The organism is Candidatus Moraniibacteriota bacterium, assembly GCA_016699425.1.
GTDB lineage: Bacteria > Patescibacteriota > Minisyncoccia > Moranbacterales > UBA1568 > SSEF01.
On record CP064975.1, the window covers coordinates 155,037 to 176,190 of the forward strand.

Annotated in this window: 18 protein-coding genes and 5 tRNA genes; 9 read left to right on the forward strand and 14 right to left on the reverse strand. The window is 53.1% G+C overall.

From position 1 onward, the window contains the following. Nucleotides 1–96: 96 nt before the first annotated feature. Nucleotides 97–1,254, forward strand: a complete 1,158-nt coding sequence (locus IPJ68_00740) for a recombinase family protein (protein ID QQR79232.1) — start codon at nucleotides 97–99, stop codon at nucleotides 1,252–1,254. Here IPJ68_00740 and IPJ68_00745 read toward each other — a convergent pair. Further along, nucleotides 1,217–1,288, reverse strand: a tRNA-Glu gene (locus IPJ68_00745). The genes IPJ68_00740 and IPJ68_00745 overlap by 38 nt on opposite strands. Before the next feature lie 208 nt (nucleotides 1,289–1,496). Between IPJ68_00745 and IPJ68_00750 the strand changes: the two genes are divergently transcribed. Next, nucleotides 1,497–1,739 (forward strand): hypothetical protein, encoded by a 243-nt coding sequence (locus tag IPJ68_00750; protein QQR78799.1) that lies wholly within the window; start codon nucleotides 1,497–1,499, stop codon nucleotides 1,737–1,739. 78 nt (nucleotides 1,740–1,817) lie between these two features. On the opposite strand, the gene IPJ68_00755 is transcribed toward IPJ68_00750, so the two are convergent. Next, nucleotides 1,818–3,059, reverse strand: a complete 1,242-nt coding sequence (locus IPJ68_00755) for a glycoside hydrolase family 1 protein (protein ID QQR78800.1) — start codon at nucleotides 3,057–3,059, stop codon at nucleotides 1,818–1,820. Nucleotides 3,060–3,134: 75 nt separating this feature from the next. On the opposite strand from IPJ68_00755, the gene IPJ68_00760 reads away from it, so the two are divergent. Together IPJ68_00760 and IPJ68_00765 are read left to right on the forward strand one after the other, a co-directional pair. Then, entirely contained in the window at nucleotides 3,135–4,853 is a 1,719-nt protein-coding gene (locus tag IPJ68_00760; protein ID QQR78801.1) for a glycosyltransferase family 2 protein, read from the forward strand. A gap of 87 nt (nucleotides 4,854–4,940) precedes the next feature. Further along, nucleotides 4,941–5,237 carry a hypothetical protein gene (locus tag IPJ68_00765; protein QQR78802.1) on the forward strand — a complete coding sequence of 99 codons (297 nt, stop codon included), beginning with the start codon at nucleotides 4,941–4,943 and terminating at the stop codon, nucleotides 5,235–5,237. Nucleotides 5,238–5,368: 131 nt separating this feature from the next. On the opposite strand, the gene IPJ68_00770 is transcribed toward IPJ68_00765, so the two are convergent. The 4 genes from IPJ68_00770 to IPJ68_00785 form a co-directional block, all read right to left on the reverse strand. Continuing rightward, nucleotides 5,369–6,391 carry a hypothetical protein gene (locus tag IPJ68_00770; protein QQR78803.1) on the reverse strand — a complete coding sequence of 341 codons (1,023 nt, stop codon included), beginning with the start codon at nucleotides 6,389–6,391 and terminating at the stop codon, nucleotides 5,369–5,371. A gap of 53 nt (nucleotides 6,392–6,444) precedes the next feature. After that, nucleotides 6,445–8,532 carry an ATP-dependent DNA helicase RecG gene (gene recG, locus IPJ68_00775; protein ID QQR78804.1) on the reverse strand — a complete coding sequence of 696 codons (2,088 nt, stop codon included), beginning with the start codon at nucleotides 8,530–8,532 and terminating at the stop codon, nucleotides 6,445–6,447. 133 nt (nucleotides 8,533–8,665) lie between these two features. Continuing rightward, the gene (locus tag IPJ68_00780) at nucleotides 8,666–9,046 is read right to left on the reverse strand and encodes a hypothetical protein (GenBank protein ID QQR78805.1); all 381 of its coding nucleotides are present in this window, start codon (nucleotides 9,044–9,046) and stop codon (nucleotides 8,666–8,668) included. Nucleotides 9,047–9,199: 153 nt separating this feature from the next. Then, entirely contained in the window at nucleotides 9,200–9,577 is a 378-nt protein-coding gene (locus tag IPJ68_00785; protein ID QQR78806.1) for a hypothetical protein, read from the reverse strand. 132 nt (nucleotides 9,578–9,709) lie between these two features. On the opposite strand from IPJ68_00785, the gene IPJ68_00790 reads away from it, so the two are divergent. Then, nucleotides 9,710–10,540 carry an aminotransferase class IV gene (locus IPJ68_00790; GenBank protein QQR78807.1) on the forward strand — a complete coding sequence of 277 codons (831 nt, stop codon included), beginning with the start codon at nucleotides 9,710–9,712 and terminating at the stop codon, nucleotides 10,538–10,540. Nucleotides 10,541–10,603: 63 nt separating this feature from the next. On the opposite strand, the gene IPJ68_00795 is transcribed toward IPJ68_00790, so the two are convergent. The 7 genes from IPJ68_00795 to IPJ68_00825 form a co-directional block, all read right to left on the reverse strand. Continuing rightward, nucleotides 10,604–10,678: transfer RNA gene (locus IPJ68_00795), tRNA-Arg, on the reverse strand. Between the two features lie 630 nt (nucleotides 10,679–11,308). After that, nucleotides 11,309–12,511: an MFS transporter gene (locus tag IPJ68_00800; GenBank protein QQR78808.1), complete on the reverse strand. Its 1,203-nt coding sequence runs from the start codon at nucleotides 12,509–12,511 to the stop codon at nucleotides 11,309–11,311. 12 nt (nucleotides 12,512–12,523) lie between these two features. Then, nucleotides 12,524–12,599 (reverse strand) — tRNA-Arg (locus IPJ68_00805). Nucleotides 12,600–12,689: 90 nt separating this feature from the next. Beyond that, entirely contained in the window at nucleotides 12,690–13,169 is a 480-nt protein-coding gene (locus IPJ68_00810; protein QQR78809.1) for a hypothetical protein, read from the reverse strand. A gap of 105 nt (nucleotides 13,170–13,274) precedes the next feature. Then, a tRNA-Ser gene (locus IPJ68_00815) sits at nucleotides 13,275–13,361 on the reverse strand. 207 nt (nucleotides 13,362–13,568) lie between these two features. Next, a tRNA-Arg gene (locus IPJ68_00820) sits at nucleotides 13,569–13,640 on the reverse strand. A 191-nt stretch (nucleotides 13,641–13,831) separates the two neighbouring features. Further along, nucleotides 13,832–15,424: a 2,3-bisphosphoglycerate-independent phosphoglycerate mutase gene (locus IPJ68_00825; protein ID QQR78810.1), complete on the reverse strand. Its 1,593-nt coding sequence runs from the start codon at nucleotides 15,422–15,424 to the stop codon at nucleotides 13,832–13,834. Between the two features lie 313 nt (nucleotides 15,425–15,737). On the opposite strand from IPJ68_00825, the gene rny reads away from it, so the two are divergent. Further along, on the forward strand, nucleotides 15,738–17,264 hold the full coding sequence (gene rny, locus IPJ68_00830; protein QQR78811.1) for a ribonuclease Y: 1,527 nt from the start codon (nucleotides 15,738–15,740) through the stop codon (nucleotides 17,262–17,264). A 723-nt stretch (nucleotides 17,265–17,987) separates the two neighbouring features. Then, complete coding sequence (locus IPJ68_00835; protein ID QQR78812.1) at nucleotides 17,988–18,233, forward strand: hypothetical protein; 246 nt, start codon at nucleotides 17,988–17,990, stop codon at nucleotides 18,231–18,233. Between the two features lie 131 nt (nucleotides 18,234–18,364). On the opposite strand, the gene IPJ68_00840 is transcribed toward IPJ68_00835, so the two are convergent. Then, entirely contained in the window at nucleotides 18,365–19,264 is a 900-nt protein-coding gene (locus IPJ68_00840; GenBank protein QQR78813.1) for a transposase, read from the reverse strand. Nucleotides 19,265–19,803: 539 nt separating this feature from the next. On the opposite strand from IPJ68_00840, the gene IPJ68_00845 reads away from it, so the two are divergent. Next, a complete protein-coding gene (locus tag IPJ68_00845) occupies nucleotides 19,804–20,085 on the forward strand; it encodes an HU family DNA-binding protein (GenBank protein ID QQR78814.1) in 282 nt (93 codons plus the stop codon). Between the two features lie 243 nt (nucleotides 20,086–20,328). Continuing rightward, entirely contained in the window at nucleotides 20,329–20,967 is a 639-nt protein-coding gene (locus IPJ68_00850; protein QQR78815.1) for a hypothetical protein, read from the forward strand. The last annotated feature ends 187 nt before the right edge of the window (nucleotides 20,968–21,154 follow it).

The window sequence follows — 21,154 nt, forward strand, 5'->3', positions numbered from 1 at the left end:
GCGCGTAACCAGGACGATCACGCCATTGTAAGGAGTAGCTTAAAACGTCTAGGTGTTGAGCTAAGATCAGCGACCGAGCCAATCGATGAGACTCCTATGGGGCGTTTTATGGAAGGGGTCTTGTCGGCCACTGCAGAGTTTGATAATAGTGTCCGTTCAATTCGTACCACACAAGGTATGAAAGAACGTCTCAAAAATGGCATCTGGGTATGGCAAGCCCCACTTGGGTACCACAGACCCTACAGGGGTTCAAATCTCTTTCCTGAACCAAATATAGCCCCTCTCATTAAGCTAGGGTTTGAGGAATACTCAAAAGGAACCTACACCTACGAAAAGCTTGCCTTGTTTCTTTCTGAAAGGGGTCTTAGATCTAGAGCCGGAAAAGCTATCACTCCTCAGTTAATGGAGAAAATCATAAAGAACCCTCTCTATTGTGGAGTCATCAAAACCTGGGGTGAGTCCGAGGGAGCTTTCGAGCCCATCATATCGAAGGAGTTATTTTTCAAGTGCCAGCCGGAAGGCATAAGATCAGCACAACCGAATCCGCGCTCACTCAATAACCCTCTTTTTCCGTTAAGGCGTTTCATACAGTGTAGCAACTGCGAAACACCTCTTACAGGTAGTACGTCGAAAGGCAGGGACGGGAAAGGGTATCCATACTATCATCATCACCATAAGGGCTGTGAGGAGGCTAAATCTGTACCCAAAGAAGCTTTCGAGCAGCTCTTCATCCAATTTTTAGATGATATTTCTCCGGATGCAAAGTATGAGAAGCTTTTCAAGGCTATTGTTCTGGATATTTGGAAGAATAACTATAAGAGAATTGATGAGGAAAATGCCAAAATAAATAGAGCTGTTACTGCTTTAGAGAAGGATAGACAAAAAATCTTTGATCTCCATCGTTCTGGAAAGTATTCCGATGAAGACTTTGATGAGCAAAGGAAACTAATCTCTGTAAAGATAAATCAGAAACGACTCCTACTAAGGGAGAAATGGGATGAAGAGTTTGAAATGGAAAAAGTTTTAGACTACTGCTTTATCTATGTTCGAAACAGTGCTGAGGCGTGGAAGAAGGCCCGGTATGAACGAAGAATAAGACTACAGAAGCTAGTCTTCGCCGGAAGGATAGATTATGACGGAAAGAAACTTGGAACCACCGAATTACGGCAGATCTATCGGATAAATCAGGCATACCAGTCTGATAAATCCTCTTTAGTAGCCCCAAGGGGAATCGAACCCCTCTTACCAGGATGAAAACCTGGCGTCCTAACCGATAGACGATGGGGCCGTCCTGCGCTAAAGCTTCGGAACGGCAAGCCTTCAATAGAGACGAAAAAAGCCTCTAGAAAGGCATGGCTACTGTATCATACGGGATGATTTTGGCAAGCCACTAAGAGCGATGAGAGAGCAGAGTTGACAGCAATCGTATACCGTGATACACTCCACAAGTTATTTTGGTTCCTTTTTCAACAGCAAGACCTCAAGGGGGGTAGAAGATGCAGGAAATAATTCAGCAGGTGAACCAGCTGGCGATGCTGGTCGGCTACGGGGTTTTCGTAGCGGGTGCCGGGTACATCGCCTGGCAGGCAAATCGAGCCTTGGCTCGCCGCCGTAAGAGGAGGCTTGCCAGTGCTCCGCTGGAAACAGTACTCTTCAACCCGTTCGGAGAGCAAGAAATTCCTCTCGGGACCGAAAGCTGGGGAGCGGCGGCTGCAATGCAGAGCCAGACGAACAACTAAACGCCAGTCAGAACTAGAAGGCTGGCAAGACAAAGATCCCTGCTACGCATTGCGCGGCAGGGGTCTTCACTTTTTTACTCAATTTTCCGCGCGGTATTTTGTGATGAGATCAGCGTAGAGCCGGGCGCTCGGGCGGATGGTGCGTTTCTGGGTGATGCGGTCGACATGGACGAGGCCAAATTTCAACCAATAGCCCTTGTCCCATTCGAAATTGTCGAGGAGCGACCAATAGAAGTATCCACGGACATCGACACCGTCATGGATCGCACGCTCCATTGCAGTCAGCGCGGCGGGGATGAACTTCTGGCGCAGTTCATCGCTTGCATCAGCGATACCATTTTCTGTCACATAGATCGGCTTGCCATATGACTTCAATTCGACGAGGGCGTGGTAGAGCGACTCTGGATAGTATTCCCAGCCGAAGTCGGTCTGGATTTTGTTTTCATTTTGGTCGAACCAGCCGTCGATGCGGTGGTGATTGTAGTGATTGAGCCCGATGAAATCTTGCTCAGCGTCAATCTTGTTGAGGAACCAATGATTCCAAAGCTGATCAGCAACTTTCTTGAGCAGGCGGTTCCACATCGTACTGCCTGCTGCTTCGAACCAGATATTATGTTTGGCGATACCGACTTCGGCGTGTGGGAAGTGGTTCTTGATGGTTCGGTAGGCGAGCCGGTGGGCACGGATCAGGTTGCGGAGGACAGCGAAATACAAAATTGGATTTCTTCGTTGCGGAGGCCAAGCGCCTTTCAGATACCCATGTGAGGCGACGACATCGGGCTCATTGAGCGTGACCCAATACCGTACGTCATTACCGAAAGCCAAAACCATTTTTTCAACGAAATATTCGAAGTAACATGGAAAATTTTTTGCGGCAATTCCACCCTCTTTGGAGAGCCAGAGCGGGAGTGTCCAATGCCAAAGGGTGACGAAGGGCTCGATACCTCGGGCGCGGAGAGCCTGAATCATTTGTCGGTAATGTTCGATGGCGGCTTCATCAAATTTCCCCATTTCTGGTTCAATACGCGACCATTCGATGGAAAAACGATAAGCACTGAGGTTGAGTGATTTCAGAATGTCGAAATCCTCCCTGTACCGATTCCAGTGATCGCAGGCGGTGCCGGAGATATAGTTGGCCGGATCGGTCGCTTCAGACTCGAATTTTTTCCAATGCGGATTCCATCGGAAAGACGCCTCTGACTCGCGAGCCAGTCGGTTGGCATTCTGTTTCTCCCACTCGCTCCAGTCATTGTGCTGGCCGCCTTCGACTTGATGCGCTGCAGTCGCAGCACCCCAGAGAAAGCCTTTTGGAAACGGCATAGGAAGGGTTGCTTTGGAGGATTATTGCTGCTATCATACCACGTCTGTCTGCACCTTTTGACGTATACTATGAGTATGCAAGCAACTGTGTCGAAAAGCGTTTTCACGTTCCCAAATCCGAAAACGATTGTGCCGAGGGAACGGCGCATACAACGTGCACTCGAAATGATCCCGGGTACGCTCACTTGGGGTACGCTCATCGGAGTGATTGTGTTGTCCTTCTTTGCGCCAGTGTATGCCGCCGTGTTCATCATGGTCTTTGATACGTACTGGATCTATCGGGCGATCTATATCTCCATCTTTTCTCTCCAAGCACAATGGAATATCGCTGAGGGGAAACGGATCGACTGGCGGGAACGCTACGAGGAATCGGTGCATCCGGTAGCATATGTGGAGAAATTGAAAGCACGGATCAGGTCACTCCGGACTGAGATGAAGGCGTCGCATGGTATCGGCGAATGGAAGAAACGGCGTGGGCTCCGTCAGGCGATAGGCCGAACGAAGCGCATCCTCCGTGAGACCGAGCGGCTCATTCCGCTCGAGCCAGTCATCATGGATTGGCATGACGTGATCCACGTCGTGCTCCTCCCGACCGCGGGGGAGCCAGTCGAGGTGATCGAGCCAGCGATCGAGTCGCTCACCAAGTCACGCTTCCCGTTGGACCAGATCATCGTCCTCCTGGCGACCGAAGAGCGCGAAGACCCGGCGACTCGATTGCCGAAAGTTGAAGCGCTGCGGGCGAAATTCGGGCACTTGTTCAAAGACTTCCTCGTCACGACGCATATCGTGGAAACCGGCGAGATGAAGTGCAAGGCGTCCAATGCGACGTTTGCGGCAAAGGAATTGATGCAGTATCTCGACGGAAAGGGGATCGATTATAAGCGGGTGGTGTTTTCTAACTTCGACTGTGATTCAGTCATCCATCCCGAGTACTTCGCGGCCCTGACCTATCACTATACGACCAGCCCCAATCGGCTGCGTCGCGCGTATCAGCCGCTTCCTATGTACCACAACAATCTCTGGGATACGAACGCGTTCGTCCGGGTCGTCGTGACGGGGTCATCGTTCTGGCATCTGTATCAGTCGACGCGGCGCGAGATGGTGACATTTTCCTCGCACTCGGAGCCGTTTGATACGCTGGTGAAGGTCGGATTTTGGCCGGTCAACATGATTAGTGAGGACTCAGTCATTTATTGGAAATGCCTCGCCTATTTCCATGGTGACTATGAGGTACAGCCGATCCATTTGCCCGTTTCGCTCGACGCCGTGCTCGCGCCGACGTATTGGAAGACGATCGTGAATCAGTACAAACAGAAACGACGCTGGGCTTATGGGATCGAAAATTTCCCGGTGACGATGCGCGCGATCTGGCCGGACGCCGGGATTCGCACTAGGACCAAGCTCCGCATCATGTTTGAAATGCTCGAGGGCCACTACTCCTGGGCGACGACTTCATTCCTTCTAACCTTCCTCGGCTGGTTGCCGCTGTTCCTCGGTGGGGGCATCTTCAAAGAAAGCGTCCTCGCCCACAATCTCCCATTTTTCACGCGCACGCTCATGACACTCGGCATGTCGGGGCTGCTCGTCTCGATCCCGATGTCACTTCTGACACTACCACCGCGGCCCAAACGCTATCACTGGTCACGCAATCTCCTCATGTTTTTCCAGTGGTTCTTGGTGCCGATCGTGGCTTTCCTCTCGGCGATCCCGGCGATTGATTCGCAGACCCGCATCCTCACCAAGCGCTACTTCGGTGAATTCTGGGTGACCGAAAAGATGCGGAAACAAGGGTAAATCTGACCCTTGCGAGAATGTAGAAAACGTGCTACGATATAGTGTCGTCAATTTTGGCGTCGTGAAGTTCCTTGAGGGGGTGGAAAAATGGACGAAAGGGATCAAGCCGAACTCGAAGAGTATCGGCGGCAAGAACGAGGAGGTCGCGTGCTCGCACTGGTCATCCTCGCGGCAATGGTGACATTGGTTGGCGGCTGCACCATCGCCGCATACAAGGCTGATGCCTTGTACTCGATTGGCACGGGCTTTGGGCTCGACGCCGCGAAGATGGTGCGGTACTTTTCCGCGCCGAGGCAGCTGCCTCCAGACAAACCGAGCGCTACCCCTGGCAAGTGGGAGCACGGTGGGGGAGTACCCCGTGCGGCTAAGGGCACTCGCATCTGAGTCGCCTCACCGGGAGAGAGTGGCCAGGAAAGAAAGAAGCAGCGTATCAGTCCAAGACTGGCACGCTGTTTTCAATTCCTTGAATTTGATTATTCCAAGTGGATCCGTTCTTCGACGGTCCGGAGAAAGAATCAGATCGGGTAGCTGTTGATCACTTTGAGAAACCGCTCCTCGGTCTCGGGAGTGATGGCATCAAGGAATTTATTCATATCGTTATCGAGTCCCGTGTCTGCTACATAATGCTCGCGGGCGTGTTTCAAATGCGTAGCAGTAAACTGTTCATCGGCAACGAAACCGAAATAGTTTTTCAATTGAGACATTCTTTCGACGATTTCATCGGCCTGGAGAATATAATTTCGTTTGCCCGCTATGGCTTCCGGATCGAGCGCCTGTTTTATTTCAGTTGACATCTGTCCGGAGAATTTTCTTACGGCGTGACCCTTCTCGTGCGCTTCAATGATATTCTTTTGTCTGGGTGTAAGGGGCATGTTCTCCCGTGTCGAAGCGTCGGAAAATACGACACCTGAATGAATAAGTTCATCTTTGCTTGTTTGAGCATCGATTCTGTGTTGAGATACCCCCAATGCTTTTTCTGTTTTCCCATATTCGCTCGCCTTGCCCACGCCTGTCGCCTGGAATCTATCCCGTACGCGCGCTGAAAAATCTTGAACCTGCTGTTTCTGGAAAGAGAGAAACTGGTCCGCTTTATCTAGCGGCCCGGGTTCCTCGTCGGGAAACGAGTCTGCATGGGTCGCGAAAGTACCTTCCAGCTTCATCTGGGTTGCAGGGTGGAGAAGCCGTTCGTGCAACAAGAGTGTCCAATCGCCGGGATAATTCGCCTCTGCTTCAACGATCTTTGCTTCCACTTCCAGTATCCGCTTCTGGGTTATCGTTTGGGCAGGTGAATTTGCGACGCTTCCCTCTAGTCCTAGTGTGGTGCGGGCAGTTGTGAGAGCGGCCTGAGTTTCTTCATAAGTAACTTTCGTGGCATCAAGTCCCTTTTTGAGCATCTCGATTTTCTGAGTTCTCGCGCCCAGTACTGCTGGGTCATCGACGACGGAGGTGAGTGGTTTTTGCTCGACTGCTTCCGGTGGGGCCTGCTCTTCGCTTGGAGATGGTATCTTTTCTACGGTTCCCTTTCCTTCAAAGTCCATACGGTGCTGTCTTTTACCTTATTGTAGTGCTTTGGTGGGGATATCTTCCTATTCTACTCCAAGTGGATCCGTTCTTCGAAGGTCTGGAGGGCCCGGCGGAGAAGGGGATGACTCGCGAGTGTCGGGTCGGCGGCGAGGACGGCAGCAGCTTTTTCGCGAGCGATTTGGATGAGCTTCACATTGGACAGGTGCTCCATGGCGATGTCGGGGAGGCCGGACTGGCGCGTGCCCAGGAAGGCACCGGGACCGCGCAGTTTCAAATCAATCTCAGCGAGTTCAAAACCACTCGTGGTTTCTTCCAGTGCTTGCAGTCTCGCACTCTCAGGACTTTTGCCGTCGCTCGGAAAGAGAAAACAGTAGCTCTGCTCGCTCCCACGCCCGACGCGGCCGCGGAACTGGTGGAGCTGGGACAGGCCGAAGCGCTCGGCGCCCTCGATGAGCATCACCGCCGCATTCGGGATATCGATGCCCACCTCGACGACGGCGGTCGCGACGAGGACGTCGAGTTTTCCGTTCTTGAAAGCCTGCATGACGGCCTCTTTTTCTTTCGCCTTGAGTCGGCCGTGAACGAGTCCGAGCGAACGATCAGGGAAAATATCTTTAGCGAGGCGTTCGTGTTCGGATGTCGCGGCCTTCACCTCTTCCATCGCTTTGCTTGCTTCGACCAAGGGGAGGATGACGAAGGCCTGCCGGCCCTTCTGGATTTCCTCTTCGATGAAGGCGTAGACTTTTTCCCGGGCGGTCTCGCTCGCGGCGACACGAGTGATGATGGGCTTCCTGTCCCGAGGCATCTCATCGAGGAGAGAGAGGTCGAGATTGCCGAAGAGCGTGAGGGCGAGCGTACGCGGGATGGGTGTGGCGGTCATGGTGAGGAAGTGCGGGATGGTCGACTCTGAACCATCTTCGCTCGCGAAGGCTTGTTCTTGGAGCCGGGCGCGTTGGGCGACACCAAAGCGATGCTGTTCATCGACGACGATGAGGGCGAGCGACTGGAAGCGAACGGCGTCCTCGAGGATGGCGTGGGTGCCGATGACGATATCCGGTATCCCGGCCTCGATCGCTTTGATGAGCGACCGGCGACTGATGGTCTCGCCCGAGAGGGTCGAAGTACTGCCGGTGAGGAGGGCGACGTTTTTTCCGAGGGGCGCAAAGAGCCGTTCAAAGGTCTGGGCGTGCTGTGTGGCCAGGACTTCGGTCGGAGCGAGGAGCGCGGATTGGTATCCGTTTTGGACAGTCGCGTACATTGCGGTCGCGGCGACGACAGTCTTGCCACTGCCGACATCGCCATTTAGGAGTCGGTTCATGGGGTGCGATTCGCGGAGGTCGGCGAGGATTTCAGCGATGGCTTTTTCCTGGGCAGCAGTCAGGGCGAAGCCGAGTGTCGTGAGGAAGGCTTGGTGGTCAGCGGGGGAGAGAGGAATATTTACAGCCTGACCCTCTGCGGCGGTGGCGCGGACGGCGAGGCTTTTCAGCTGGAGAAAAAACATCTCCTCGAAGGCGAAGCGTTTTTTGGCGAGGAGGACTTGCTTTTCGGTCTTGGGGAAATGAATATAGGCGAGCGCAGTGCGGAGGTCGGGGAGGTGGAGGTCGGTGATGATCGCGGTATCGAGCGGATCGGGGATGGCTTTCAGTTTTCCGAAAATGGTCGCAATCTGCCAGCGTAGGAATTTCGAGGTGAGGCCCGTCGTCTCGGGGTAGACAGGCACGAGGCGCCCTGTGTGCGTCGCGGCCCGCTCAGCTCGCTCAAAGGCCGGTGATTGTATGACGAGGCTGTCCCGGTCGCGGACGACTTTACCGGAGAGCCGGACTGTCTGCCCCTCTTTCAAGACCGTCTGTACGAAGCGCTGATTGAACCATATGGCGCGAAGCGTGCCGGTGGCATCTTCGATCGTCGCTTCGGTCAGGAGGAGTTTCTTTTTCCAGGTGCGCTCGGCCGAGAGGGTGGTGACGGTGCCTTCGACGGTGACGCGGGTGTCGGGCATCAGGTCAGCGATCGGCGTCGTGACCGAGTAATCCTCGTAACGGGCCGGGAAATGATAGAACAAGTCGCGCACCGTTTCGATACCGAGGCGCTTCAGGGCGTACCAGTGGGCCTTCTTGATCGTGGGGGAGGTGTCGAGTCGGGTCGTGAAGTCAAGCATAGTCGGGAGTGTTCATGGCTCCAGTATAGCGTATGAAAAAAAAGAACCCTGAAACCGCGGATGCGGCCAGGGCCTGAAGTCTGCGCTGTACGACGCAGAGGGGAGGGAGGGAAGCGCGGTTGGAATGCTGCCGCTACCGTGATGCGCGGCGTGAAACGTGCTCTTTGTTCCGGCGATTGATCGCCGGGAGTGAAGTGGTTGTCGACGTCGAGACGTCGGGGATGTTGAACTCAAGTTCGTTCATGAGACCGTCGAAGTGTGGCTTTGTGGGCGCTTCGGTCATGGATGCCTGGCGGATGGTAACCTGTGGGCCATCGAATGTGAGTGAATACCTCGGTTTGAGTTTTCCACCCGGACTGGAAAGATTGAACTTTTCAACCAGTTGATTGAGCCTCTGTTGCTGCTCCAGAGAGAGTACGTCCTCGAACGTTACAATGCACAAGCGTGCATTGAACCTGTCAAAAGCAGTTGAATCTGTAACCGTTGGTAACGTCATTTTCTTTCTTGCCCCCATAAAAGTATTGAGGCGCATTCCCTGTTCCCTTATATTTTTAAACAACGTCCCTATGGTACTGGATAAATGAGAGTTCGTCAAGGGTAAATCGAGTAAAAAATTCCCGCCGCAGAGGGTGTTGCATCTCTGGGCGGGGGAGTTCCTGTGTCGGCGTTATTGCTTCAACAGAGGCGTGGCGCTGACATATATCGGTCGGTTATCGTCAGTTTCTTCGACGATGGGACATTGACCGTGACCAAGAAACGGTAGGTCTCCGTCTGGGGATTCGTAGCCGAAATGTTTGGCTACTGCCTTGAAGTCCTCTTGTCCTAGAGGAAGTTTCTTTAGTGGTCTTAGGAGGACGACAGCACCATGGAAATCAGGTGAAAACGTCGGCCCTTTCTTCTGGAGGACATAGGCGCCGAGCGAACTGAGCACGATGCCTTGTTCAGTTGATTCGAGGTCTCGATCAAAGTGGAGGTGGAGCGCCAAGCATCCGGTGCTCCGATGCTGAAGGCCAGCATGGCGCACAGCGGGGAGTCTGGAATACATGGAGGAGTCTCCTTTCATCTGTGGGGTTGAAAATATTCTTGTTTTTAACGAGCGCCATCACTATAGCCGAGAAAAGGCGCTTCGTCAAGGTTTCGGTTTGAATCCCGCTCGGCGGGGTGTTAGCATAGGTGCATGCCAAAAGCGTATTGGAACGGAAGCTATTGCGATGAGTCAGCCATCCATATCAGCCCGCGAGACCTCGGCCTCTTGCGCGGGTATGCGGTGTTTGACGTGATGCCGGTGTACCGGGGCCGCCCCTTTCATACTGATCGGCACTACGCGCGGCTCGCTCGTTCGGCCGAGACGCTCCGTCTCCAGTTGCCGGTGGATGCCGCCGCATTTACCGTGATCGCGACTGAATTGTCCCAACAAGCGGGTTTGACCGAAGCGACCATCCGCACCGTCCTCTCGGGTGGCTCGAGTGAAAATGGTTTTCGGCCGGCGTCGGGCCGAGAGAATTTTTTCATGCTCGTCGAATCAGTCCATGCGCCGCACCCATCGACCTATCAAGACGGCGTGCGGCTCATCACACTCGAATACGGACGCTCCTTGCCGCAGGTGAAATTCGCCAATCATGCAATAGCGATCCAGGATCTGGGCAGACGAGATGCAGCTGGTGCATACGAGACGTTGTATGTGAACGGAGGAATGGTCTCGGAGTGTTCGCAGAGCAATCTCTTTTGGGTTCGGGATGGTCAGATCGGCACGACTTGGGATGATGTGCTCTGGGGGATCACACAGGGATTGGTGATGGAGTTGGCGGCAGCGCGGGGGAACGCTGTCAGGAAAACCTCTATCACCCTCGAGGAATTATTTCAAGCCGATGAAATTTTCATTACGGGTAGTAGTAAAGCGCTCGTCCCAGTCGTCGAGATCGACGGTCGGAAAATTGGGAACGGTACGGTCGGATCGATTACACGAGAACTGATGGTGGCGTATCGGGAGTATTGCGTGAAGTATTGAGAATGTGTCCCCGCGTGGAGTCCCTGTCTGCCGACAGGCAGGGAACCACGATACGATACTGCTTGGTGTCCCCGCGTGGAGTCGAACCACGGTCTCTTCCTTCGGAGGGAAGTGTCCTATCCGTTGAACTACGGGGACGGAAAAATTGAAATATATCTACTTGGTCTGACTGGAATCCCAGCCCGTAGAAGCTACGCTTCAAGCGTTGCTGGCGGGGAACCACGATTTCATCCTTCGGAGGTATGTGCCTCCCGCCCGAACGACGGACATCGTTCAGTCGGGCGGGTATCCATTATACGACGAGCGCGAAGTACGACAGAGTATTTTCTTAAACAGAAACACAAAAACCCTATCACACATCGTGACCGAAAGGCAAACTGATTGTAACACAGAGGGATGTTTTTTCGATTGACAGCTCTGGACAGATGGGAGATAGTTGTCACGTGACATATTTCAAGGAAGGAGAAAATCATGCGTGTGTTGGAGCGTCCGCGTGGTCGTCCGTGCGGTATTCTCGAGTTACTCTCTGGTGGTGTAGGAAAATCGACGCCAGAGTTACTCGAACAGGGAGTCCGTGTCCTAGTCCCTCCGCGAGAGAATAATACAGGAGGGAGACTGAGTCAGTCCTTTGATCCCGATCGATGGGAGCAGGTAGCCGCTCAGTAATAAGCAGTATCGGTGGCCTAGAGGCGCTTGAGGGATTCCCTTTGGCGCCTCTCTCTATATCCATACATCCCGTCGAGCACAGTCCTGTGGCGCGTGTTTGAGCTAATGTTCGGGGACAAGGGTGGACCGGTCTTGGTAGAGGTAGAGATAGAGGTAAAAGGGGAGAAGTACTGCTACGAATAGAATGGCGATGCACAGAAATCCCAGTCGATAGGAGAGATGCTGAATCGCGAAACCGAGTCCGAAACTGGCCACGGCGGTGACGGCCATGTCAATCTGTCCGGGTATGGAGAGGAGGGTTGCTTTGAACCGACTGTCCTTGATGATTTCGACGAGAAAGCTGGTACCGACCTGGCTCAGTCCCCATTGGAAGGCATTGATAGTGAGGAAGAGCGTCACGACAACCCAAGGGGAAGCGATGATCCCCAGGAGGAGGAGTTGGAACGCAAAGATGATCAACAGAAAAGCTTGGAAGTTGTAAATATCTCTGAAAGCCGTATGCAGTTTGCCGCTGTAGGCGAGCATCAGTGAAGCGAGTGCGCGGCCGATACCAAAGAAAACGCCGAACCAGATCACGGGGACCTCGAGTAATGATTGGTATGGGGCGCGGAATACCCCGACCGATACGAGAGTCCCAGTGATGATTCCCATGAAAATGGCGTGTCGAAAGTATCGCAAACGGAAACCCTCTCGGAGGACATCTCGAAAGTTTGTCACGCCCATTTCCTCGACATGTTCGGGGGTGACGGGTGGTTTGATCAGGGAGAAAGAAATGATCAAACCGATCACATCCAAGATGAGTCCGACCAAGAAAGGGAGCTTGTAGCTGAATTCGACCAAGAAGGGGACGAGCACCATCAGGACGACGGGTACGGCAAATCCGAGCGAACTCGCTTTCCCCATCACTTTTGAATATTCCTTTTCTCGTCCCAGGGCACGGAGCGTTTCGTGCATGAAGGCGCTGCCGGTGCCACTATGAAACGCCTGACTGAGACTGAGGAAAACTCCGCCCAAGATGAGGAGGTATACATGGTTGGCGATGAGGAGGAAAAAAGAGGAGAGCACCATAAAGACTCGGGCGACGATGAGGGTTTCCTTGTGTCCGAGCTTGTCTGCGAAATATCCACTAGGTACTTGAAAGAGGAAACCAGCAATGCTTCCGATGAGCAGTATGGTGCCGATCCATTGAGGGGTGACTTCGGGGATAGTGAGATAATAGGCACCCAAGATTGCCACGAAAACACGCTTATTCGTGATGAGGATAAGCGTGTACTTCCAAATGTTACTCTGGAGTCCGGATCGCATGATACAAATAAATGGTGCGCTCGGCAGGAATCGAACCTGCGACCCTCTGGACCGCAACCAGATGCTCTATCCACTGAGCTACGAGCGCAAAAAAAGAGTCGAGAACGAAGAATCTTGAATCTGGGTTATCGTCTCTCTTTCGAAATTCTAGATTCTACACTCTAGACCCTTTCGAGAACTAAATATGCAGCATTTTCTCCAGGGTGTCAATGATGGTCGGTTCGTGCTTCTCCTCCGGGACATAATCAAGCAAGAGGTTTCGGAGCTCTTCGGCCGGGACATCACCGATCGGGATATGGATGTAGGGTGAGATGATGCCGTTGGAGTGGAGGCTGAGCACGCCCTCGAGCGGTGACTCTTCATAGATCCAAAATGAATGAATGTCTTCGAAGTCGTAGAGTGTCTTGCCGCCGAGTATGCCCTTGCTCGTGACGGCGAACTCGAACTCGCGCGGGTCACGGGTGAGGAAGAGATAGCCGACGATACCGATCAAGAAGAACGTGATCGCCATGATCGGGCTATTGGTGAAGATCGCGTAGGCGATGATGAGCGCGAGGAGAACAGTCGAAACCATCAAACCGCGCGGGTTGGGCCGGACATGGATGTGTTCCGGCGCGCGCCACGACAAGAGGGGAGTACCGGCGAGCATTGGTTCCATAGAGTATGTGAATATTTCTTTTTATTCACTATACCATGATTTGTCCTGTCCGCGATCCCGTCAGAGAGCGGGGAACCTTCGGTACCTTGCCCTATCCAATCAAAGCGGAAGCGGAAGGATTCGAACCTTCGGTACCGTTTCCGGTACTGCAGTTTTCAAGACTGCTGCCTTCAACCGCTCGGCCACGCTTCCGCTCTGATAAGATAGTTTAGTTTTTCCGCCAGAGGCGGGATTGCTGTTTATAACTACATTGTAATGACATGTAGATAAACAGGGAACAAGACTGCTGCCTTCCCTGCCCGCCTTCGGAGGGAACCACTCGGCCACTCCTCCGCTTTCATAAGATACCCTTCAATCCCACCCGGCGGACCACGCTTCCCTTAGGTTATTTATCCTAGGTGCCCCGAGAGAGAATCGAACTCCCATTGCCGGTTCCGAAGACCGGAGCTTTATCCATTAAGCTATCGGGGCATGTTCTGCGGGTAGGGAGGTCAGGTATCCTACCACTGAGCCCCGCCCGCACCGCATTCGCCAGCCCGACAAGAGTGTCATTCTGGCGGGCGGAGCGATTCGGGCAGGTACGAGCGCATACGGTTCTCCCGCTATGGGATGCATAGCCTTCTTTTTGTAGCCTGAAACGGATGATCCGTCCAGACCCCAGACTATTTCTTCACCTCGAGGATGGGCCGGAGTGACGCGCCATTCATGACTTCGGGTTTCTCCAGACCGAGGATATCGAGGATCGTCGGCGCGACATCGGAGAGGAGACCATGAACTTCATTTTGCTCGCGGATCATCTCGGCTGAGGTTTTCTCGCGGTGATTGCCGGCGGTGATATACCAGAGCGGGATCGGATTGGTCGAATGCTCTGTGTCGCGTTCGCCGGTTTGGAGGTTGGTGACTTCCTCGACATTGCCGTGGTCCGCCGTGACCATGAGCGCGCCGCCGGCTTGCAAGATGGCAGGGATGAGCCGCGACAGGCTTTTGTCGGTCGCCTCGACGGCTTTGATGGAAGCGGCTTCGTTGCCGGTGTGGCCGACCATGTCGGGGTTGGCATAATTCACCAGGATGAAATCATAGATGTTCTCCTGAATCTTATTGATGACCATGTCGGTTACTTCGGGGGCGCTCATCTCGGGCTGCTCATCGAAATGCGCGACTGCAGGCGAGGGGATGAGGATGCGGTCTTCATTGGGAAATGCCTCTTCATTGCCCCCATTGAAGAAATAGGTGACATGGGCATACTTCTCGGTCTCGGCGATGCGGAGCTGGCGCAGACCGGCCTTCGAGAGAGTTTCACCCAAGCTATCATGGACATCTTCGGGTGGATAGGCGACATGCACGGGCAGGCCCTTCTCATATTCAGTCATCGTGACGAAGTGGAGATCGAGCAGTTTCTCGCGGATGAAGCCGTCGAATTCTGGGAGAACGAATGCCTTGGTGATTTCGCGGGCCCGGTCTTCGCGGAAATTGAAGAAAATAACCGCATCGCCATCTTGCACAACGCCGACGGGCGTGCCGTCCTTCTCGATGACGGTCGGTTCGATGTATTCGTCGGTGATGTTCTTGGCATAGGATTGCTCGAGGTGGAGCAGCGGATCATTGGTTCGTTCACCGATACCTTTGGTCAGCATGAGATAGGCTTTTTCCACGCGGTCCCAGTTGTTGTTGCGGTCCATCGCGTAGTGGCGACCGACGAGACTGCCAATTTCGCCGACACCGACGAGTTTCATCTCACGGGCGAGTTCGCGGAGATGGACGATGCCAGACGTCGGCGCAGAATCCCGGCCATCCATGAAGGCATGGACCACGACTTTCGTGAGGTTTTGTTCTTTGGCGAGGCGGAGGAGCGCGAGGATATGGTCTTTGTGTGAGTGGACGGAACCCGGACTGATGAGTCCCATGAGGTGCAGTGTCGAATCATGCGCCTTCACGGCGTCGACGGCCTCGAGAAGCGTCGGGTTCAGGTTGAAACTACCGTCCTGAATCGCGAGGGCGATCCGAGGCATGTTTTGATAGATGATGCGGCCGGCGCCCATGGTCATGTGGCCGACTTCGGAGTTGCCGGCGGTGTTCCAGGGCAAACCGATTGAAATCCCCGAGGCTTGGAGGGTCGTCATCGGGTAATAGCGATTGAGTTTGTCGAAGGTCGGCAGCTTGGCCTCACGGATCGGGTTGCCCTGGGTGGTATTGGAGATACCCCAACCATCGAGAACGACGAGGACAAAAGGCCGAAAAGTATTTTCTGTCGGCATTTTTGTTATTTATTTGGCTTTCTTTAGCGCAGTATAGCAGCACTTGCCTTTTGACAAAAGGCAAGAATGGGAGTAGTCTGCCTCTGCAGATACTAATTTTCAATTCGCTCTTCATGTGTCGCGTTTTCCGATTGGTACCGAAGGAGAGAAAGCTATGATTCCTCGGATTTTCCCAGTTTCCTACACAACTCTCTTTGGGGAGGCGGGCCGCCCGTAATGTGTGCCTGACCCTCGTGCTCGTGCTCATGTTATTGCGTTTGCACCCATACTGATCGGAAGCGAGGCGGCGCCTGAGGCAGCGTCATTTTCGTGTATGACCCCGCTCACCATTATTCTCGCCCTTGCTGCACTCGGCATCGGCGTCCTTGTCGGATACCTCATCCGTCAAAACCTGGCCAAGAAGCAGCTCTCCACGGCTGAGGGCCAAGCGGCCAAAATCATCGAAGAAGCCAAGAATACATCAAACACTCTCACACTCGAGGCCAAGAATAAGGCCGTCGAGATTCTTGAAGTTGCCAAGAAAAACGAACAGTCCCGAGAGGAGAAGATCGGCCATCAGGAATCCCGGCTCGAAAAGCGCGAAGAGCAGATTGAAAAGGAGGCGCAAGCGATCGATGATGAGAAGAAGCGGCTCCTCAGCCGGGCCGAAGAGATTCAGGCGATCAAGGCTGAGGTCGAAAAGCTGAAGCAACAAGAAGTCGAAGAGTTGCAGCGCACCGCCAAGCTCAGTCATGAGGAGGCTGAGAGCCGGCTCATGAAGCTCGTCGAGGAAGAGAGCAAGGATGCCCTCGTCGCCCGGATGTCGAAGCTCGAAAATGAGGCGCATGATGAGCTCGAAAAACGCTCGTTCCAGATCATGGCGACGATCATCCAGAAGTACTCGCGCACCCATGTGTCCGAGTTCACCACGACCACGATCACCATCCCGTCGGACGATATCAAGGGTAAGATCATCGGCAAGGAAGGTCGCAATATCCGCGCGCTGGAAAAGGAAACTGGGGTGGAACTCATCGTCGACGATACGCCGGAGTCCATCATTATCTCGGGTTTTGACCCGGTGCGTCGCGAGGTGGCCCGCATCGCGCTCGAGAAGCTGATCGCGGACGGTCGTATCCATCCGGCCCGCATTGAAGAGGCGGTCGCGGAGGGGCGCAAGGAAATCGACAACAAGATCAAGGAAGCTGGCGAGGCCGCGGCCTATGAAGCGGGGGTAGCCGGTCTCCATCCGAAACTCCTTTACATCCTCGGGCGGCTCCGTTTCCGCTACAGTTACAAACAAAATGTGCTCCTCCACTCACTCGAAGTGTCCTATCTCTCGGCAGCGCTCGCGGCCGAACTCGGCGCGGATGTCGCGACGGCTCGCAAGGCTGGACTCATGCATGATATCGGCAAGGCGGTGGATCATGAAATCGAGGGGACCCATGTGAAGATTGGGATGCGCATCTTGGAGAAATTTGGGATCGGGCAGAGTGTCATCGACGGGATGAAGTCACATCATGACGAATACCCGCACGCGACGATCGAGAGCTATATCGTGACGGCGGCGGATGCCCTGTCGGCGGCTCGGCCCGGAGCGCGCAAGGAAACAGCCGAGAAGTATATCAAGCGGCTCGAAGAACTCGAATCCCTCATCAATACCTTTCCGCAGGTGGAGAAGTCCTATGCGATCCAAGCTGGTCGTGAGGTTCGCATCTTCGTCAATCCCGAAAAGACCGACGACTACGGCGCGATGACCCTCGCCCGCGACGTATCAAAGCGCATCCAAGAAGAGCTCCAATATCCTGGAGAAATAAAAGTGGTGGTATTTAGGGAAACAAGAGCAGTAGAATATGCGCGATAAAAGTGGCCTGCCCGTCCGAAGCTGGAATTTTCAGCGAAGGCGGGTCGTGTTCCGCGAGACCCGCGCGGTCGAGTACGCCAGGTAGTGAAATTTCGACGAGCGAAGCTTGATTGCTATAAAAACAACACTTGGGAGTTGTTTTTATATGTCGAAATTCTACTACCTGGTACGCCCGCTAATACAGCTTCTAGGTTGTAGTGGGTAGCTTGTAGGCGGTAGCTGGTTGCGTGTGGGTTGTAAGCGGGTAGGGATGAGAAAATACAGAAAAGAGCAGGTTCCCGAGATGGGCTTGCCTGCCGGTAGGCATGAATTTTGCTTTATGTAAAGCAAAAATACTGATTCTAGTGGCAGCGGTTCTTGACAGAATCCCTGCGGGGTGCTACCATGTGGCTACCTTTGATTCGCGCTTCCATGAGAAGACGGTCAGGGGGTGGTAGTGTCCCATTGTCGTTCTTGTTTGTGTTACTGTTCTCACTGTTTGTTCTGTTTGTTCGCAGGAGTTCGCAGGGGCCTGGTGCGCACCGCGCCCCGAAACCATTCTGGTACCCTTTGCACCACCCATATCGCCGCGTCTGATCAACGCAGCACCCAACGTCCGTAGTGGATTACTTGAGGGACTCCAAACCCCTCGGAATCGTCTACGGACTTTTCTTTATTACTGCATTGTTGACTAGATAGCACATGGGTGCTATTTTTTCTTTTCATTAACAACAGGAGATTTTCATGGACAGGGAATGGGACTGGTGGGTGAAGTCATTTATCTTGCTTCCGATCGAACAAGGCCGGAAAGACTTGGAAACGCGACCCAATCGCGGTGAGGCGGCACGAGTTCAGGTTGGGGACATCATCTGTTTCAACCGGTCTGTCCGTCGACGAGTCATCGCAATCCGGCACTACCAATCGTTCAAAACGATGCTTGTGGTTGAAAAGTCTGAACGTTTCTATCGTTACCGTTACCTTTTCAGTTGATAGTAGGGCGCTTTTTTTCAAAAAGTTTTACTGCTTCTACGCCTAGTTTTACTAATGTCTCAGGCCAGCGAGCCTGTTTTTTGATACTCAAAGAGAGTGAAGGGTAACCGTTCAAATATTTAAATTTAGCTTCACAATCTGTAAAAAGGCTTGGTTCTCCTCCGTATCATCCACGCATTCAACCAACACTGAGCCGAAGCAAAACTCTGAAAACCCTTGATCGTCTTCAGCCTCCCATTGAGATGGGAATTGTAGAGTTCAATGAGATTGGTGTTGTTGGGACAGCCTGGCAGCAGCAAGTAATTGAAGAGTTCCTCCTGCCGGTACGCTATCTCACTTACGATGTTTTTGAGCAGACGTTTCTCTCTCTTGATGCTCGCGGCAAAAGATCGAATGGCGTTCGTCACATCCTCTCGTTCTCCAAACACGCTCTCCTTGAGAGCGTAAAAGAAGGGCCGGTATCGCTCTTCACTCCGCACCCGTAAAGCCACCCGGATATTCTCCAGGTAGTGGTTGTGGCAGAGCTGCAGCCGAGCCGACGGAAAAACCTTCAGGAGAGCCTTTTTCAGGCCAGAGCGGTCATCGGCGACCACGATCTGAAGATCATAGCCAAGTTGCTTCACTTGATGGAAGAAACGTGAGAAGGACACCTCATCTTCCGCTGTATACAAAGCCCCGAAGGGAATATCGTGGGTCAAGTAATCAATGCCGTAGAGAAAAGGAATCTTTCTCGCAAAGCCTTTGACCGCCACATACTTCCCATCCATGACAAGGATGCCCGAGAAGCGTCTCGGGTCACAGAGGGTTTGCGTCAGAGCGTCATTGGAAGGAAGTTGTGCTAATTCTCTTGTAACTCTCACGAAGGCTTGTTTTCCCGAGAGACCATATTCATCTCCTAATTTACGAAACGGTACCCCATCAATATGCTCGATCCACAGCAGTCTCGGATCATGCCCGAAGTAACGAGAAAAAGAATGTTCACAAGCACGACACAGGTAGTGATGGCTGTAGCCTTGGGAGCCATTCTTCACCGTCTCACGACTGCTGCAGCGGGGACAGTGACGTGACCATTTTTTTTGACATGCTGAATGAAATTTAAGGCTTAAAGTCAACTTTACAGCCGGTTTGAGGCTCTAGTCTAACAAGAACAACACTTTCCATCAACTGAAAAGGTAACGGTATCGTTTCTATCCGGGCGCCACGAGAGATGTCATTCTCGGAGCCCTCAGAGAAATGTATCGGACTGATCCCGAGCAGGGAGTGTTCTGCTTCGAACTCGAACGAATTAGTTAAGGGGGCATCATGTACCAATCGTGATGCCCTTTGAAATTTCGATTCTTGACAGAAATCCCAGAGGAGAGCCAAAAACTCCTGCCCGAAATGCGAAGTTCGTTTCAACTGAAAAATGAGTAAAGGTTTTTTCTTCAGGAGCAGGTTTCCCTAGAGTAGATTCGTATAACGTGGCAGGCGGGGCTTGCGCACTTCTAGATTTTGGCTTATTCTCGGGGCAAGGAGGCTGAGGTCTCCAAAAAGAATGAAACAATAAGCTAGAAAGAGAGGTGGAAAAATTATGGGTAATGTAAACAAAGATTCATTGGTGCACTCAATCGTCGACAAGACCAGCCTTTCCAAGAAGGATATCGAACTCGTACTCGAAGCTTTCGAGGATGTGGTGACGGCGGAACTCCGCAAGGGAAACAAGGTCACGCTGACCGGCTTCGGGACTTTCAAGGTCTCGAATCGGGCGGCGCGTGAAGGCATCAATCCGCAGACCAAGGCCAAGATCATGATTCCGGCCATGACGGTGCCAAAGTTTACCGCAGGTAAGGGTCTGAAGGAAGCTGTCAAGTAGCCGAGAGTCAGCTCCATTTGAGAGCAGCAGTTTCGGTAGTCAAGAAGGAAGCCAAGAAAAAAGATAGAGACGGCATCCCGTTTTCCATTTAGGGGCGGGATGCTTTCTTTTGGCGTTCAGTTTCGGCGCCCTATTTTGGCGCCCAGAAGGGAAGAAATGCTACTATAACGGTATACAATGAACCGTGCAGCTAAAGGCGAGTGCTGGTTCGGATTGGGGATTAATCCAGAGAGAATAAGAGATATGTCTCGTATGAAAACGACATTTGCTTCCATGCTCCGGCGACCGGTATCACAGAAAGAGAGAATCGCATGGTTCATCCTATTTCTCATCGTCGTGGTGGGGGTGCGCTACTTCGCTCCACATTTCCGTCCCGTGACGCTAGTGGAAGCACCGATCATGCCTGGTTTGCGGATAGAAGATGCCGCTGTCTCCGGTCTGCCACAGCCGGTGCTTCATGCAGAGAGTACGCTGTCATTTGATCCGGCGGAAGTACAGACGAATATCGGCAAGACCTTCACGCTGACGGCGGCCGTGGATTCCGCGGCTAATCAGGTGAGTGGCGCAGAATTGTATGTGCATTTCGACGCGACCAAACTCAAACTCGTTAGTATCGCGGCCTCACCAGTATTTTCTCTCAGTCTTCAGTCGCCCGTGATCGACAATCGGCAGGGGACGGGCTCGATAGCGATTGGTGTCCCGCTCGATCAGCCAGCGGTCGTTGGGCGCCAAGCCATCGCTACCTTTTCGTTTCGGGCACTCGCGCTGGTTTCGAGCACGGAGGTCACTTTTTCTGAACGGACTATCGTCGCAGCTGACGATGAGCCAGGGAGCGTCATCCGCGAGACGAAGCCAGCTCATGTGATCATTTTGGCCCGGTAGACTTGGAGAAGGGATTCTAAATAGGGAGGGGCTCCGTACAGATGAGTTGTCCTGTAGAGCGTAAAATGAAAAGAATACCATCATATCGGAGACATATCTTCACTGCGCGTACGCAGGAATTGTTCTCTGTCTGAGTATGTGGCCCGTGTCGGTGGTGCGAGCGACAGAGTTCGTCCATGAGGATTGG